General features: G+C 54.3%; 13 protein-coding genes. 11 read left to right on the top strand and 2 right to left on the bottom strand.

What is annotated here, in order from left to right:
* The first annotated feature begins 70 nt into the window (after positions 1-70).
* The 11 genes from ACJ9Y9_RS12410 (at position 71) to ACJ9Y9_RS12360 (ending at position 9,798) form a co-directional block, all read left to right on the top strand.
* Positions 71-310 carry a DNA polymerase V gene (locus ACJ9Y9_RS12410; protein ID WP_407226111.1) on the top strand — a complete coding sequence of 80 codons (240 nt, stop codon included), beginning with the start codon at positions 71-73 and terminating at the stop codon, positions 308-310.
* Position 311: 1 nt separating this feature from the next.
* A complete protein-coding gene (locus ACJ9Y9_RS12405) occupies positions 312-689 on the top strand; it encodes a S24 family peptidase (RefSeq protein WP_337253060.1) in 378 nt (125 codons plus the stop codon).
* Between the two features lie 591 nt (positions 690-1,280).
* Positions 1,281-1,469: a hypothetical protein gene (locus tag ACJ9Y9_RS12400; RefSeq protein ID WP_032666971.1), complete on the top strand. Its 189-nt coding sequence runs from the start codon at positions 1,281-1,283 to the stop codon at positions 1,467-1,469.
* An 81-nt stretch (positions 1,470-1,550) separates the two neighbouring features.
* Positions 1,551-2,960 carry a PLP-dependent aminotransferase family protein gene (locus ACJ9Y9_RS12395; RefSeq protein ID WP_028018855.1) on the top strand — a complete coding sequence of 470 codons (1,410 nt, stop codon included), beginning with the start codon at positions 1,551-1,553 and terminating at the stop codon, positions 2,958-2,960.
* Between the two features lie 273 nt (positions 2,961-3,233).
* Positions 3,234-4,379 (top strand): putative ABC transporter substrate-binding protein YdcS, encoded by a 1,146-nt coding sequence (ydcS, locus tag ACJ9Y9_RS12390; RefSeq protein WP_028018856.1) that lies wholly within the window; start codon positions 3,234-3,236, stop codon positions 4,377-4,379.
* Positions 4,380-4,396: 17 nt separating this feature from the next.
* Entirely contained in the window at positions 4,397-5,410 is a 1,014-nt protein-coding gene (locus ACJ9Y9_RS12385) for an ABC transporter ATP-binding protein (RefSeq protein WP_028018857.1), read from the top strand.
* Position 5,411: 1 nt separating this feature from the next.
* A complete protein-coding gene (locus ACJ9Y9_RS12380; protein ID WP_028018858.1) occupies positions 5,412-6,356 on the top strand; it encodes an ABC transporter permease in 945 nt (314 codons plus the stop codon).
* The gene (locus tag ACJ9Y9_RS12375) at positions 6,346-7,152 is read left to right on the top strand and encodes an ABC transporter permease (RefSeq protein WP_028018859.1); all 807 of its coding nucleotides are present in this window, start codon (positions 6,346-6,348) and stop codon (positions 7,150-7,152) included. Before ACJ9Y9_RS12380 ends, ACJ9Y9_RS12375 begins: the two co-directional genes overlap by 11 nt.
* 24 nt (positions 7,153-7,176) lie before the next feature.
* A complete protein-coding gene (gene patD, locus ACJ9Y9_RS12370) occupies positions 7,177-8,601 on the top strand; it encodes an aminobutyraldehyde dehydrogenase (protein ID WP_028018860.1) in 1,425 nt (474 codons plus the stop codon).
* Positions 8,602-8,782: 181 nt separating this feature from the next.
* Positions 8,783-8,956 (top strand): GhoT/OrtT family toxin, encoded by a 174-nt coding sequence (locus ACJ9Y9_RS12365; RefSeq protein WP_013096478.1) that lies wholly within the window; start codon positions 8,783-8,785, stop codon positions 8,954-8,956.
* An 86-nt stretch (positions 8,957-9,042) separates the two neighbouring features.
* Positions 9,043-9,798: an alpha/beta fold hydrolase gene (locus tag ACJ9Y9_RS12360; protein WP_028018861.1), complete on the top strand. Its 756-nt coding sequence runs from the start codon at positions 9,043-9,045 to the stop codon at positions 9,796-9,798.
* A 31-nt stretch (positions 9,799-9,829) separates the two neighbouring features.
* On the opposite strand, the gene ACJ9Y9_RS12355 is transcribed toward ACJ9Y9_RS12360, so the two are convergent.
* Together ACJ9Y9_RS12355 and ACJ9Y9_RS12350 are read right to left on the bottom strand one after the other, a co-directional pair.
* On the bottom strand, positions 9,830-12,007 hold the full coding sequence (locus ACJ9Y9_RS12355) for a virulence factor SrfC family protein (protein ID WP_407226110.1): 2,178 nt from the start codon (positions 12,005-12,007) through the stop codon (positions 9,830-9,832).
* Positions 12,004-14,985, bottom strand: coding sequence for a virulence factor SrfB (locus ACJ9Y9_RS12350; RefSeq protein ID WP_028018863.1), 2,982 nt, complete (start codon positions 14,983-14,985; stop codon positions 12,004-12,006). The genes ACJ9Y9_RS12355 and ACJ9Y9_RS12350 overlap by 4 nt, the downstream gene beginning before the upstream one ends.

The raw sequence follows: 14,985 nt of genomic DNA, 5'->3' as shown, positions 1-14,985 counted from the left end.
AAATTGCGATCTTTTGAGTTATTGCGATACTGTATGTGCATACAGTGTTTTTCTGATGGGGGAACTTATTATGCCGCGTAGGTACGAGATTGAAGCAGCTTTCCGTAAAGCGATAGTCATTGAGCCGAGTGGGCGAAGAACGGTCACAACGCAGACTTTCCTGGAGAATCTTAAAGCTGTCAACTGGCACTGGACAATGAGAGAGGCAAACATCTGGATCGAAACATACGTCACGACGTTTAAGGATATCTCCGGCCAGGAAGGAGAGGCCCGAACCTTTCAGTTGTTCAACCCGAACGGAGGGCTCTGATATGGGATTTCCATCACCGGCAACAGACTACATTGAAGAGCGGATATCGCTGGATAAACTATTCATTTCTCACCCGAGCGCCACATATTTTATGAAGGCGGCTAACACATACTGGCGTGCCGGTATAACTCAGGGGGCGCTCCTTATCGTTGATTGCTCAGCTACCCCTTGCGACGGTTCGGTAGTCGTCTGCAAGCTGGCGGGGGAGTTCCACATTAGACGATTCAGGACTCACCCGTATAAACACCTGGAAAGCCTGGGTGGTGATGGTCGTAAGGACCGGATAAATACAGAAGATGATGACGGGATTTTCGGCGTGATTATGCATGCGGTGAACGATATGCGAACGATGGAATTTGACGATAATCCGGTGATGTAGCTCATTAAGTGCACAAGGATGTGAAAGAAGTTCTTCCCCAAAACTATTTTTATATGCTTGATTTAAAAAGCTTTATTTTAAGCCGTTTTACAGCATGGGTAAGCGATATTTAATTGGGTATTCTTTTGATTTTATTGAATTAATTTGAAATCTTTTCATCTCCATCCGCGCAAGATGAAAAGCATCTAAACCAAACATGCACAACCTCAATGTCAAACGGTGTGCTGTTATGCTATAGGGGCAGAAATCAAACTATCAGAGGCAGAAAAGTAAAATTTATCTATAACAGTTGGAGGAATAATCAGGAATTGAACATCTGATATACATCGTGTTTGTGAATAAAAAATTTATTTTTATGAATTTTACGCATGAAACTGCTTGCTTTGTCTTCAACACCATGCGTTAATGACCTTCTGGTTTTGAGTCCAAAAAAATATCTGACGTAGTTTTATAAAGTAGTCCTCATCACGTTGTGCCTCTCCGCAGCCGCTCCTGGTTCTCTTTCTACACTCCGATTAGTTTTTGTTTCAAACCACTATCGCCTGAAAGGCCCATTAGCAATTTACGTTTTAACGTTCACAGGAGAATCCTATGACTTCTTACATTCATTTCCGCTGCCCATGCTGTCATGGTTCGCAGTACCGTACCTCAGTCTTTGATGTGTCTGAGAAAAACCCGTTTGGTGCGAAATGCATTTTTTGCAAATCGTCGATGATTACGCTCGATCACCTGACCGTTGCACATTCAGCCCAGAGCCACGTTATCGAGTACCGCAAGTAATCAACACCGTTTTCATAACAGTTAGCAAAAACTTCTCTTTTTCTCCTGCTGATATACACTGTCGGCATTAAGGAGAATCTGATGAAAAAATACCAGCGTCTGGCGCAACAAATTATCTCGCAGATTGAGCTTGGCGTATGGTTGCCGGGCGATAAGTTGCCTTCTCTGCGCGAGCAGGTGGTGAGCAGCGGCATGAGTTTTATGACCGTTGGCCACGCGTACCAGATGCTGGAAAGTCAGGGGCGCATCGTCGCCAGACCGCAGTCGGGCTATTACGTTGCTTCGCGCCCGACGACACAACAGCCTGCTCCGCCTGCCCAGGTGATGCGTGACGAAGCGGTCGATATCAACACCTATATCTTCGACGTATTGCAGGCCAGCCGCGATCCATCGGTTGTTCCTTTTGCTTCTGCGTTTCCCGATCCCCGACTTTTCCCGCTTCAGCAGCTCAACCGATCGCTGGCGAATGTCAGTAAAACGGCGACCGCAATGAGCGTCATTGAAAATTTACCTCCGGGTAATGTTGATCTCCGCCACGCCATTGCTCGTCGCTATGCTCAGCAGGGGATGAACATCTCACCGGAAGAGATCGTCATTACCGCTGGCGCGCTTGAAGCGCTGAATCTCAGTTTGCAGGCAGTGACTGAACCCGGGGATTGGGTGATTGTCGAGAATCCCTGTTTCTACGGCGCATTGCAGGCGCTGGAACGCCTGAAACTCAAGGCGCTGTCTGTTGCGACGGATGTCCGCGAGGGGATCGACCTGAATGCGCTTGAGCAGGCGCTGAATGAATACCCGGTAAAAGCCTGCTGGCTCATGACCAATGGGCAAAACCCGCTTGGCTTTACGCTGAGTGCCGAGAAAAAAGCGCATCTGGTGGCGCTGTTAACGAAGCATAACGTCACCCTGATTGAGGATGATGTCTATAGCGAGCTTTACTTTGGTCGGGAAAAACCGCTTCCGGCGAAGGCCTGGGACCGGGAGGAGATGACGCTTCACTGCTCATCGTTTTCGAAATGTCTGGTGGCGGGGTTTCGTATCGGCTGGGTGGCGGCGGGAAAACACGCACGCCGTATTCAGCAGCTTCAACTGATGAGCACGTTATCGACCAGTTCTCCGATGCAACTGGCGCTGGTGGACTATCTGGCGACTAAACGTTACGACGCGCATCTGCGCCGCCTGCGACGCACGCTGGCCGAGCGAAAGCAGCAGGCCTGGCAGTCCCTTTTGCGGCATATGCCTGCCGGGGTCAAAATTCACCATAATGATAGCGGCTACTTTTTATGGCTGGAGCTTCCGGCGCAGCTGGATGCAGGGCTGCTTAGCGAAAAGGCCTTAATTCACCACATTAGTATTGCCCCCGGAAAGATGTTTTCCACCTCTGACGCCTGGACGCCATTCTTTCGTTTTAATACCTCCTGGGCATGGGGGGAGCGTGAAGAACAGGCGGTTATTCAGTTGGGGAAATTAATTAGCAGTATGCTGGAATAAACTTTTCTTACCTTCATTTAAATAATCATTCCTTATTCGTATGGCGGCACGGCGAATATTTCGTGGCGCCATATCCCAGGAAATCTGCATACCGTCTCCCATCGCTAACTCCTTGTCTATAATCCAGTTAACGGGGAATGCGCCCTCGGTCACACCTTGATGAAATTTCCTTAAGCCGCACGGTGCGGCGCATTTACGCGGTCTACGTTTAATAAGGGAGATATTTTTACGGCACGGCTGCCGCTAAATTCCATTGCGACAGGAGTAACCCTTATGAGCAAAAAATTTGCCCGCAGCAGCCTGTGTGCGCTCGGCATGACTATCATGACAGCGCAAGCCGCAGAACCACCAAAGGCTATCGGTGACGGGGAAGGACGACTGGATATTATTGCCTGGCCGGGATACATCGAACGCGGACAGACGGATAAAAATTATGACTGGGTCACCCAGTTTGAAAAAGAGACCGGATGCGCGGTCAACGTCAAAACGGCGGCCACGTCGGATGAGATGGTGAGCCTGATGGCGAAAGGGGGATACGACCTGGTCACCGCGTCGGGTGATGCTTCCCTGCGCCTGATCATGGGCAAACGCGTGCAGCCCATTAATCCCGACCTCATCCCCAACTGGAAAACCCTCGATTCACGGATTGTGAAAGGAGAATGGTTTAACGTAGGTGGCAAAGTCTACGGCACTCCCTATCAGTGGGGGCCAAACCTGCTGATGTACAACACCAAAACCTTCCCGACACCGCCGGATAGCTGGGGCGTGGTCTTTACCAAACAGGATCTCCCGGACGGTAAAACCAATCAGGGGCGTGTGCAGGCGTATGACGGCCCGATTTACATCGCCGATGCCGCGCTGTTTGTCAAAGCTACTCAACCGCAACTGGGTATTACCGATCCGTACCAGCTCACGGAGAAACAGTATGCCGCCGTACTCAAGGTGCTTCGCGATCAGCACGCCTTGATCCACCGTTACTGGCATGACACGACCGTACAAATGAGTGACTTCAAAAATGAAGGCGTCGTCGCCTCCAGCGCCTGGCCTTATCAGGCGAATGCCCTGAAAGCTGAGAACCAGCCGATTGCCACCGTCTTCCCGAAAGAAGGGGTTACTGGCTGGGCGGATACCACCATGCTTCACGCGCAGGCAAAACATCCGATGTGCGCCTACAAATGGATGAACTGGTCGCTGACACCGAAGGTGCAGGGCGATCTGGCGGCATGGTTTGGCTCACTGCCTGTGGTTCCTGAAGGGTGTAAAGCCAGTACGTTGCTGGGTGATAAAGGTTGCGAAACAAACGGATATAACGAGTTCGACAAAATCATGTTCTGGAAAACCCCTATCGCTGAAGGCGGCAAATATGTGCCATACAGTCGCTGGACGCAGGATTACATCGCCATCATGGGCGGCCGTTAATCGCCCGGGAGCAGAACATGACGTATGCCGTAGAGTTTAATAACGTTTCTCGTCTGTACGGCGAGGTACGGGCGGTGGATGGGGTCACTATTGCGATTCGTGACGGAGAATTTTTCTCCATGCTGGGGCCTTCGGGCTCCGGCAAAACCACCTGCCTGCGTCTGATTGCCGGTTTTGAACAGCTCTCAGGCGGCACGATCGCTATCTTTGGCAAAGAGGCGAGCGAACTTCCTCCGTGGGAACGGGATGTGAACACCGTATTCCAGGACTATGCGTTATTCCCGCATATGTCGATCCTCGATAATGTCGCCTACGGGTTGATGGTCAAAGGTGTCGACAAGAAAAAACGCCATGCACAGGCCCGGGATGCCCTGGAAAAAGTGGGCTTAAGCTTTGCCGTAGCCCGTAAGCCCTCACAACTTTCTGGCGGTCAGCGCCAGCGCGTTGCTATTGCACGTGCGTTGGTCAATGAACCACGCGTCTTGCTGCTGGACGAACCTTTAGGCGCACTTGACCTCAAATTGCGCGAGCAGATGCAGTTCGAGCTGAAGAAGCTTCAGCAGGAACTGGGTATCACCTTTATTTTTGTCACCCACGATCAGGGCGAAGCCCTTTCCATGTCAGACCGGGTGGCGGTGTTCAATAACGGACGTATTGAGCAGGTCGATACACCCCGCGATCTCTACATGCGCCCGCGCACCCCGTTTGTGGCCGGTTTTGTCGGCACCTCCAATGTCTTTGATGCTGGCCTTGCGCAGAAAGTCTGTGGTCTGGAAGGCACTTACTCGCTACGTCCTGAGCATATTCGCCTCAATGAGAGCGGTGAAGTTCAGGTTCAGGGCGTCGTGCAGGCGGTACAGTATCAGGGGGCGGCAACACGTCTGGAGCTTAAACTCGCTGATGGGGCAAAACTGCTGGTGAGCCAGGCCAATCTCAGTGATATCACGATGCTGAGTGGCGTTGAGCCGGGGCAGGCAGTGATGGCGTCGTGGTCACGGGATGCCATGATCCGTCTGTCTGAGGAGAGGTGAAATGGATATGAGTGTCGCTCATCCTCCCGCACCACGCAGCCGCTTAAGCCGCATAACGGCTCTGTTCTGGCGAAAGCCATCGCTCGGCTTGTTCCTGCTCCTGCTTGCTCCGCTGATGTGGTTTGGCATCGTCTACTTAGGTTCGCTCCTGAGCCTGCTGTGGCAGGGGTTTTACACCTTTGACGACTTCACTATGGCGGTGACGCCGGATCTGACGCTGGCTAATATCCAGGCACTCTTCAACCCGGCAAACTACGATATCATCCTGCGTACGCTGATGATGGCAATAGCGGTCACCATTGCCAGCGCAATCCTGGCATTCCCGATGGCCTGGTATATGGCGCGTTATACCAGCGGTAAGTGGAAAGCATTCTTCTATATCGCGGTGATGCTGCCGATGTGGGCGAGCTATATTGTTAAGGCGTACGCCTGGACTTTACTGCTGGCGAAGGATGGCGTGGCGCAATGGTTTCTCAGCCATATGGGGCTGGAGCCGATCCTGACCTCAATGCTGACGCTACCGGCGATTGGTGGAAACACGTTGTCCACCTCAGGGCTGGGGCGGTTTCTGGTCTTCGTCTACATCTGGTTGCCGTTTATGATCCTGCCCGTACAGGCGGCGCTGGAACGGTTGCCCGCTTCTTTACTGCAGGCCTCGGCCGATCTGGGTGCGCGTCCCCGTCAGACCTTTCGTTATGTCGTTTTACCGCTGGCGATCCCGGGTATTGCCGCAGGGTCAATATTCACCTTTTCCCTGACGCTGGGGGATTTCATTGTTCCGCAACTGGTGGGGCCGCCGGGCTATTTCATCGGGAACATGGTCTATTCTCAGCAGGGGGCGATCGGCAATATGCCCATGGCTGCGGCGTTTACTCTGGTTCCCATCGTGCTTATTTCTCTCTATCTGGCGTTCGTGAAACGTCTGGGAGCATTCGATGCACTCTGAACGCGCACCGTTGTTCCTGAAAGTGGCAGCGTGGGGAGGGGTAATCTTCCTGCACTTCCCGCTGCTGATTATCGCGACCTATGCCTTTAACACCGAAGACGCCGCGTTCAGTTTCCCGCCACAAGGGTTGACGCTGAAGTGGTTTAGCGTGGCGGCAGGGCGCGGCGATATTATTGAATCCGTGACGTTGTCACTTCAAATTGCCGCCTTATCCACCGTAATTGCCCTCGTGCTTGGCACGCTTGCTGCAGCGGCACTGTGGCGCAGTGAGTTTTTCGGCAAAAACGCGATCTCATTGTTGTTGCTGTTGCCGATTGCGCTACCGGGGATCATCACCGGTCTGGCGCTACTGACAGCATTTAAGGCTATCAACCTCGAACCGGGATTTTTCACCATTGTGGTCGGACACGCCACCTTCTGTGTGGTGGTGGTGTTTAACAACGTGATTGCCCGGTTCAGACGTACCTCCTGGAGTCTGGTTGAGGCGTCGATGGATCTGGGGGCTGACGGCTGGCAGACCTTCCGGTATGTCGTGCTGCCCAATCTGGGCTCAGCGCTATTGGCCGGGGGCATGCTGGCGTTTGCGCTGTCATTCGACGAGATCATCGTCACAACATTTACCGCGGGACACGAGCGTACGTTACCGCTGTGGTTACTCAATCAGCTCGGGCGTCCACGCGACGTGCCGGTCACCAACGTTGTTGCACTGTTGGTGATGCTGGTGACGACCATCCCCATTCTGGGAGCCTGGTGGCTAACCCGCGACGGCGAGAACACTGCCGGTAGCGGGAAATAACTTTAATTTCAACAGGATAATGCTATGCAAAAACATCTGCTGATAAAGGGTGAACTGGTTGCCGGAGAAGGAGAAAAACAGCCGGTTTATAACCCTGCCACCGGAGAGATACTGCTGGAGATTGCGGAAGCCTCGCCTGCTCAGGTCGATGCGGCCGTTCAGGCTGCGGATCATGCTTTCAGCGACTGGGGGCAAACCACACCTAAAACGCGTGCTGAGTGCCTGCTGAAACTGGCTGATGTCATTGAGGCGCATGGTGAAGAGTTTGCCCGGCTTGAATCTCTTAACTGTGGCAAGCCGCTGCACTGTGTTCTGGGTGATGAAATTCCGGCCGTCGTCGACGTTTTTCGTTTCTTTGCCGGGGCTGCGCGTTGCCTGAACGGGCTGGCCGCCGGGGAATATCTTGATGGCCACACCTCGATGATCCGTCGCGACCCGATTGGTGTTGTCGCCTCTATCGCACCGTGGAACTACCCGCTGATGATGGCTGCATGGAAGCTGGCACCTGCGCTGGCGGCCGGTAACTGTGTGGTGATCAAACCCTCTGAAATTACGCCGCTGACAGCCTTAAAACTGGCAGAACTGGCGAAGGATATCTTCCCGGCAGGCGTTCTGAACGTGCTGTTTGGTCGAGGTAAAACGGTAGGTGATCCGCTAACCGGACATGAAAAAGTGCGTATGGTCTCACTGACCGGTTCGATTGCCACCGGGGAACATATCATCGGGCATACCGCATCTTCGATTAAGCGCACCCACATGGAGTTGGGGGGCAAAGCGCCGGTTATCGTCTTTGATGATGCCGATCTCGATGCCGTTGTCGAAGGTGTTCGTACTTTCGGTTTCTACAATGCCGGACAAGACTGTACGGCAGCCTGCCGTATTTATGCCCAGAAGGGGATTTATGCCCGGCTTGTTGAAAAACTGGGGGCAGCAGTAGCCAGCCTCAAAATGGGTGCCCCGGAGGATGCCTCTACCGAGCTTGGGCCGCTGAGTTCGGCAGCCCATCTTTCACGGGTCTGTAAAGCTGTTGATGAGGCGAAAGCGCTCGGCCATATCCGCGTTGTCACGGGAGGCAGTAAAAAAGAGGGGACGGGCTACTACTTCCAGCCAACCCTACTGGCGGGTGCAAAACAGGAAGATGCCATTGTTCAGCGAGAAGTGTTTGGTCCGGTGGTGAGCGTGACCGAGTTTGATGATGAAGCGCAGGTGCTGGCATGGGCTAACGACTCGCAATATGGCCTGGCATCATCGGTCTGGACCAAAGATGTGGGGCGCGCCCATCGCCTGAGTGCGCGCCTGCAGTACGGATGTACCTGGGTTAACACCCATTTTATGCTGGTGAGCGAAATGCCACATGGCGGCATGAAATTGTCCGGATACGGAAAAGATATGTCGGTTTACGGGCTTGAGGATTATACGGTTGTCCGGCACGTTATGATTAAACACTGACCATCATGCCCGGTCGCTTGCGCGGCCGGGTGTACTCTCATTTCGCCACGAATGTTGCGTAAAATACCCAATTGTTATTAGCCATAATTTTTAAGTGGTTATTCTGTAACGAAAAAACTTGATCTGTATCAACATATGACGCATATTGCGTGCGGTTATTTTTTCGGCTCTGGTATACAGAATGACGTTGTATCAAAAGATGTTGGTTTTTTACGCAATCATGGCTTCCATCTGCGCATTAATTACCTGGTTCCTCTCTAAAGACCGTAAACGTATACGCCTGCTGAGTGCTTTTCTGGTGGGCTCTACCTGGCCAATGAGCTTTCCCGTTGCGCTGCTGGTCTCGCTTTTCTGAAGCTCGCTTCCAGTTTTAAAAGATGAACATAGCATTCCAGATGTGATAACTGTATAAATACACAGTTCATCATAAAAGGAGTGCTTATGAACAGTTTTTACTCGCAACAGGCTGGTTGCACTGTGCGCTGGCATGATTTGCCCGGTGCTGACGATCCCGTCGTGTTCATTCACGGGTTGGGTTGCGCCTCTTCCTATGAATATCCCCGAGTCGTTCGTGATCCATCATTTGGCGCGCGCAGAGCCATTCTTATTGATTTGCCAGGCAGCGGTTATAGCGATAAGCCTGAGCACTACAGCTACAAAACCACTGACCAGGCGCACGTTGTGGCGGAACTGATTGACCATCTTAAACTGAATACCTTCTGGCTCTATGGTCACAGCATGGGTGGCAGCATTGCTATCGAAGCAGCGGGGCTGCTGGCACCGCGCGTCAGAGGATTGATGGTGTCAGAACCCAATTTTCACGCAGGTGGCGGAATGTTCAGCCGTTCTATTGCAGCGCAAACCGAGCAACAGTTTCTGGAACAGGGTTATGGTGCCATGCTCAGCGCAGAAACGACGGCGTGGGCGGGGTGCCTGCAGAGTAATGCCCCTTATGCCGTGTGGCGGGGCGCATCAAGCCTGGTGGAAGGTGTGGAACCCGAATGGGAAGCACAATTCCTGTCTCTGACCTGCCCGGTGACGTTGATTTTCGGCGAGCTGTCGCTGCCGGATAACGATGTGGATAATCTGAAGCAGAAGGGCGTTGAAGTGAAATTCATCCCAGCAGCCGGGCATTCAATGTCCTGGGAAAACCCGTCCGCGCTGGCACAGGCATTAGCAGAATGCGTGGCAGCGTGATAATAGCCCGCATTGCTGCGGGCTAAAAAGATCAGCGCAATAATGCCTGCAGCGCCTGACGAGAGGCGGGCTGAACATCATGCGGATGCTGGTAATCAATGTTCTCTATCGCCCGGCTATAGAGCGCAACCAGCCAGTCGTAAACATACGCGGTAGCCGCATGTACGGGTTGTTCCCCCAGTCGGGTAAGACGAGGTTCCGCGCTACTCACCACCGGCGTGACAAAGATGGCCTGCCCCTTACGGATGCGGCTTGCCGGACGTGCTGTAACAGGTGTCTGGTCGTAACCCAACCAGCCAACAAAGTTACCCATCACAGCATGGAGTTGTGCGGCGCTACTTTTATCCGTTTCAACAATGCGCTGAAGTTGCTGAGGCAGGTTAAGCCGGTAGCTGGTTACCACCAGAACATCTGCGATTTGCTGCAACACCCCGGGCTCCAGTCCAAGACGAGCTGCCGTGGCCTCATTGCGGCTCCATTGACGCAGATGATTTATCCACACTCGGTGTGCCAGACGCGCTTTGTCTTTGGTATGGAACATGCCGGTACTTTCCTGTGCGTTATCGGCAAACAGGTCAATTGAATCCGTAAACAACCCGTTAACTTGCTCCTCTCGGGGCTGCTGGACGGCCAGCAGGGTTTCAAAGGCTTTAAGCGGCGGCAGAAGACCCTCCAGCAGTTCACCGTGGCGGGCGGCGCAGCCCTGAAGGGTTCGCACCATACTTTCTGCACGGGTTCGTCTGGCTCCGGGGGCCTCAACCAGTGGCGCCAGATAGCTTTGCATCAGAGACGAAAGCTCCTGCCGCAGCAAGTTTTTCAGCGTACTAAGACGCTTCTGCCGCTGGGCAGGTAATGTAGCCTGAGACAACCACTCGATCACGCGCTGCATGCTGTGGCTGTCCAGTGCCTGGAGGGTGCCCCAGCGCAAACCCGGTTTACCGAGCAGATGCTGCACGGCTTCATCGAGATTCTGGCGGGTGGTAAAACGAGCGTCATGAGGGGTAATTGCCCACACCAGACCCGGCAGGACAGATTCTTCACTAGGCTGTGTCTCTTTAACCCAGTTCATTAGCACTTTTGCTTTTTTGGCCGTCTGCTCGTGCTGTGCGGTCGCATTGCAAATAACCAGAACATCTGGCTGTAGCTGTTGACGGTAGTGCTCAAGCAGCCACTGTGATTTAGCCTGGTGTAACGGGTCGGCATTATTTTCTTCAAATACCGGGATATCAATAATATCGACATTATCCAGAGCGCCGTTCTCAACCGGCAACACCAGCTCGCGGGTTAGGAAGGCAAGCACATCGACGGGGATGCTGATGGCATTGAGCATTTCACCGTTATTCAGTGGATGAAGCAGCGTCTCCTGCGCTTCCTGAAGGGTTAACGTGCCGTCGTGCGTCAGGAACCCTTCACCGGGCAGGCCGAAGCTATCCACCAGCAGGCTAAGCGGCGCGGCAAGTTCGCTGGCATGGCTGGTCTGATGCAGCACATGGGCGAGTTTTAACCACTGCTGGGTCAACTCCTGTTGCTCACCCCACAGCAGGGACCAGACGCTGGCTCGCGTGCTGAGATCAAGGGAGGGGACCAGCTGGGCAAACTGGTGCCACAGGGCATCATCAATTTGCTGTTTTGCGGCGGGTACCGTGTTCTGCCAGAAGCGGGCAATTGCCCCGACTTCCTGAGACGTGATGCCAGGCACGCCCTGCGGCTGACGCAGACCGCGCCATGTTTCCAGGCGCGTCTCAATGACGGCTTTATCCACGGCGCGCATCTGCGGGTGCTGCGTCGTGCGGGCAATAAACAGCTGTACCAGTTCGGCCTCGGTGATCAGACTCAGACGCAGAGGAAACGCCTCATCAACGACATTTGCATGTTCCCGGGTGAAGCGGACGGCCATGTTTGTCAGGGCATGTCCCGGATTGATATGGGAAAAATAGTCAAAGGTGCGCTGGCCTGGTGTCACGTTCAGGCGTCCGTTGCCGCTACCGCACAGAGACAAAAGCAGGTGCGCTTTTGCACTCTGAGAATGACCGTAAAGCCCAATGCTGCTCTGGCGAATCAGGGCATGTTCAATGGCTTGTTCCCGCGCCTGCACCGCGTTGATGCGAGCAAGCAGGGCGTCGGCATCGTTATCCAGCACCGGGGCGTTCAGGCGCGTCTCATTAATCCACCCGATTAAGGCCTGAGTGGTGGTCGTCGTCACTGTCATTTCAGGTATACGCTCCCGCTGTCGATCCAGTAGTGGCTACCGCTGTGACGGCGATCGGCCAGAGTATTCAGTTTGAAGGTTAACGCGTCAGGGGCGACCGGGGTGCCGTCCTGGAGCCAGGCATCGCTCAGTTCGAAGGACTCCGGGCCTTCCTGCTTGCTGCCACCGCAGAGTTTAAGCCGTACGTTCAGCACGCCATCACCCGCAATCGCTTTGGCCAGTTCAGCCGAGTTGATGCTAAGTGTATAGAGCGGTGTGGCCGGCCAGCGTGCGTTTGCCAGCTGGCGGAAGCCGAGGGTGACGTTACCGCGCAGCGGGAAGTGCAGACGCGCATCGAGTTTCGCACCGGGTTTATCGAGATCGATATCCTGATACCAGACGTTCTCTTCGCGCAGGGTGTTGACCGTATTATCCAACACACCCAAATACCGCACGGTTGAATACGCACCAATATCTGCTGCCTTAAAGTTAAAGCGCGGCAGACGAAGATCAAGCGCCAGGCTGCAAAGCATCGCACCCACGGCGGCTGTTGATTTGGGGTTGCCAATGCGGCCCTGCTGGCTGAACGGATACCACTCATGAACCTGATACTTATCCAGCCAGACGATGCGATTGACCGGAACCGGCTGCAGGTGACGAATCAGTGCCTGAACGCCAGGCAGGCAGCCAGGACGCCCGGTGATCAGCAAAATATCGCAGCTGTAATGGGAAATCGCCTCACATACTGCATGGAGCGGCGAAGCCAGCGTAAACTGACCAGCCAGCATCGCATCCTGCATCTCACGGAAATTTACGTGCAGCGGAACGGTGAACAGATCGAACGTTTCAGAACCCGCAGGCAGGGCATGATCGATCGCCTGTTGCAGATAATTCATCACGTTGCGGGTCGGTTTCTGCGGCAGGAGATCGCCAAAGGTGGCATGCAGGCCAGCCAGCGGATCGTCAATATCGCTCGATTCCCACGCGGCAAGAATGGCATGGCCAATCGGCATAAAGAGCTGAAGCGCTGTTTGCTGGCGCAATACTGCCTGGGTGTCAATTCGGCCGGAGTCACCGAAGAGCGAAGCCATCAGCAGCGAGGCGTCCGCAATACCCGATTTCTGCAGTTGCGTTTGCAGGGCGGGCAGTACATAGCGCTGAATCACATCAAGCAGGGTATCGTCGCCCGCGACTTTAAACCCTTCACGGAACAGCAGTTGCGGCGTGATTTTAACGTTGTTACCCGAGCCATCATCAAGCTGATAATGGGTGATCGCCATATCCGTTGTGCCGCCACCAATGTCGATGGACGCGACGCGCAGTGAACGCCCAGGCTGAGCGCCGGGCTCAGGTTCACGGTCCGGGCGGGCGAGGGAGGCAAAGAACGCCTCAGTCTGGCCGCCAAAACGAGAAATGGCTTCGTTATACAACCAGACCAGTTGACCGCAGCTGGCTTCATCCCACTCCATCTGGATTTCAGGAACCGGCACCACACTTTTTTCCTGCTGTTTGCGGGTGGCGAAATCTTCATCCTGCGGGTGCCATCCCATTGCTTTCCAGACAATGGCGATCGCTTCGAACATGCGACGACGGAAAATCTCCCTCTCCTGCTTTGGCATGGCCGACGGCAGGGTAAGGATCAGGGTACGTAACTGGCGCGGAGATGCCGGGAAGCCCAGACGCAAGCGCGTGGCGACGCTATTGATCTGACCCAGAGCCTGTGCCAGCAGCTCGCACAACATGTGTGTCATCAGCGTGCTACGGCTGTACTGCGGCGAGAAGACTGGCAGTCGCTCGTCCTGCGGCAGCGTAAAGAGCGGCTCACCGTCATCGTTCATCAGGTTCATCAGCGGAAACGCGGTAGCCAGAGGTTCACGCTGGGTTTTGCTGTTCATCTGGCTAAATCGCCAGTCCTGAACCACCGGTGTTTCATCCCAGAGGTAGCGACGCGGGCTGGAGATGCCGCTGTTACCTTCGGTTCCCAGGCGCTGGGTAGCCAGTTTCCGTGCTTCATCGCCGACGCGGACAATCGACGGCCAGACAAAGGCATCTTCGCGACCGCTTTCAACCGAGAAGTGCTGCTTGCCAAAACGCGCTTCTGAGAACTCCAGACGGCTGGTGAACAAGGGTTCATTGAGGAATTGTGGCTCGCTCAACGAACGGACCTGCAGCTCGGCAGTCTGGCGCAGACCATCGTTCGCATCCCCGTGGTCTTCAATAATCACGCCGCAGGTATGGGTATTGCCCACATCGAGGATCAGGTCGACCGGAATGGCAGGGGTACTGAGCGTATGAGTGACAAATTTCACTTCCGGCACGGTAAGCTGCTCACCGAGCATGGTCAGCAGGTTGAGCCAGTGGGCCTGATATTCAAAACTACGCATTGCCTGTTGCAGGTCACGTTCAGAGCGGTTTTCAACACTATCGGCATACTGGGTAAATGCCTCACGCAGCCAGCCGTCAATCCAGGTCTGATCGAGGAAACTTTCCACTTCGTTATCCCGCCAGGCCAGAGCGAAACGGGTTCCGTTCAGAATGTCGTTTTCGACCGGGGACAGCGCGGACGTGGCATGTTCGGCAATCTGGCTGTCAAGCGCGAGGGTCACGCGGTGCGTATTGCCTGCCGTGTCGGGTTTATCAAGCTTGCGAACCTGAACGCGAGCCCAGTTATCCGGGCCGTCAACAAAGGTCCGTGGCGGGTTAAAGCGCAGGAACGGAACAGGAAGCCAGACACCATCAAGGACCGCCAGCGACTGATGTAGCGCAATGGTGGTTTCCGGTTTCACCACTTCAGGCTGCCCGCCGTTCAACCCGGGCAGAGTATAACGCCCGTTCACCAGGTCGAAATCGAGACGCAGAAGCGGGCCGTTCGCGGTTTTACGTACGAAGCGCCCGTTGCTGGCGGTGTCCTGCGGCGTCAGGCCGAAATCAAGGAACTGCACGCCGCTGTTAGCGATAAGCGTGACGCTTTGTTTATAGTCGCAAAGATTTACCAGCAT

It is taken from the genome of Enterobacter sp. CPE_E1241, from assembly GCF_045618265.1.
Lineage (GTDB): Bacteria > Pseudomonadota > Gammaproteobacteria > Enterobacterales > Enterobacteriaceae > Enterobacter > Enterobacter adelaidei.
Note: the sequence above shows the minus strand (reverse complement) of the source record. Positions and strands in the feature narration are given on the sequence as shown.

Bases quoted from the DNA above. Each gene is read 5' to 3' on its own strand.
- ACJ9Y9_RS12410 (WP_407226111.1), top strand. From the start codon at position 71: ATGCCGCGTAGGTACGAGATTGAAGCAGCTTTCCGTAAAGCGATAGTC.
- ACJ9Y9_RS12405 (WP_337253060.1), top strand. From the start codon at position 312: ATGGGATTTCCATCACCGGCAACAGACTACATTGAAGAGCGGATATCG.
- ACJ9Y9_RS12400 (WP_032666971.1), top strand. From the start codon at position 1,281: ATGACTTCTTACATTCATTTCCGCTGCCCATGCTGTCATGGTTCGCAG.
- ACJ9Y9_RS12395 (WP_028018855.1), top strand. From the start codon at position 1,551: ATGAAAAAATACCAGCGTCTGGCGCAACAAATTATCTCGCAGATTGAG.
- ydcS (WP_028018856.1), top strand. From the start codon at position 3,234: ATGAGCAAAAAATTTGCCCGCAGCAGCCTGTGTGCGCTCGGCATGACT.
- ACJ9Y9_RS12385 (WP_028018857.1), top strand. From the start codon at position 4,397: ATGACGTATGCCGTAGAGTTTAATAACGTTTCTCGTCTGTACGGCGAG.
- ACJ9Y9_RS12380 (WP_028018858.1), top strand. From the start codon at position 5,412: ATGGATATGAGTGTCGCTCATCCTCCCGCACCACGCAGCCGCTTAAGC.
- ACJ9Y9_RS12375 (WP_028018859.1), top strand. From the start codon at position 6,346: ATGCACTCTGAACGCGCACCGTTGTTCCTGAAAGTGGCAGCGTGGGGA.
- patD (WP_028018860.1), top strand. From the start codon at position 7,177: ATGCAAAAACATCTGCTGATAAAGGGTGAACTGGTTGCCGGAGAAGGA.
- ACJ9Y9_RS12365 (WP_013096478.1), top strand. From the start codon at position 8,783: ATGACGTTGTATCAAAAGATGTTGGTTTTTTACGCAATCATGGCTTCC.
- ACJ9Y9_RS12360 (WP_028018861.1), top strand. From the start codon at position 9,043: ATGAACAGTTTTTACTCGCAACAGGCTGGTTGCACTGTGCGCTGGCAT.
- ACJ9Y9_RS12355 (WP_407226110.1), bottom strand. From the start codon at position 12,007: ATGACAGTGACGACGACCACCACTCAGGCCTTAATCGGGTGGATTAAT.
- ACJ9Y9_RS12350 (WP_028018863.1), bottom strand. From the start codon at position 14,985: ATGCTGGTAAATCTTTGCGACTATAAACAAAGCGTCACGCTTATCGCT.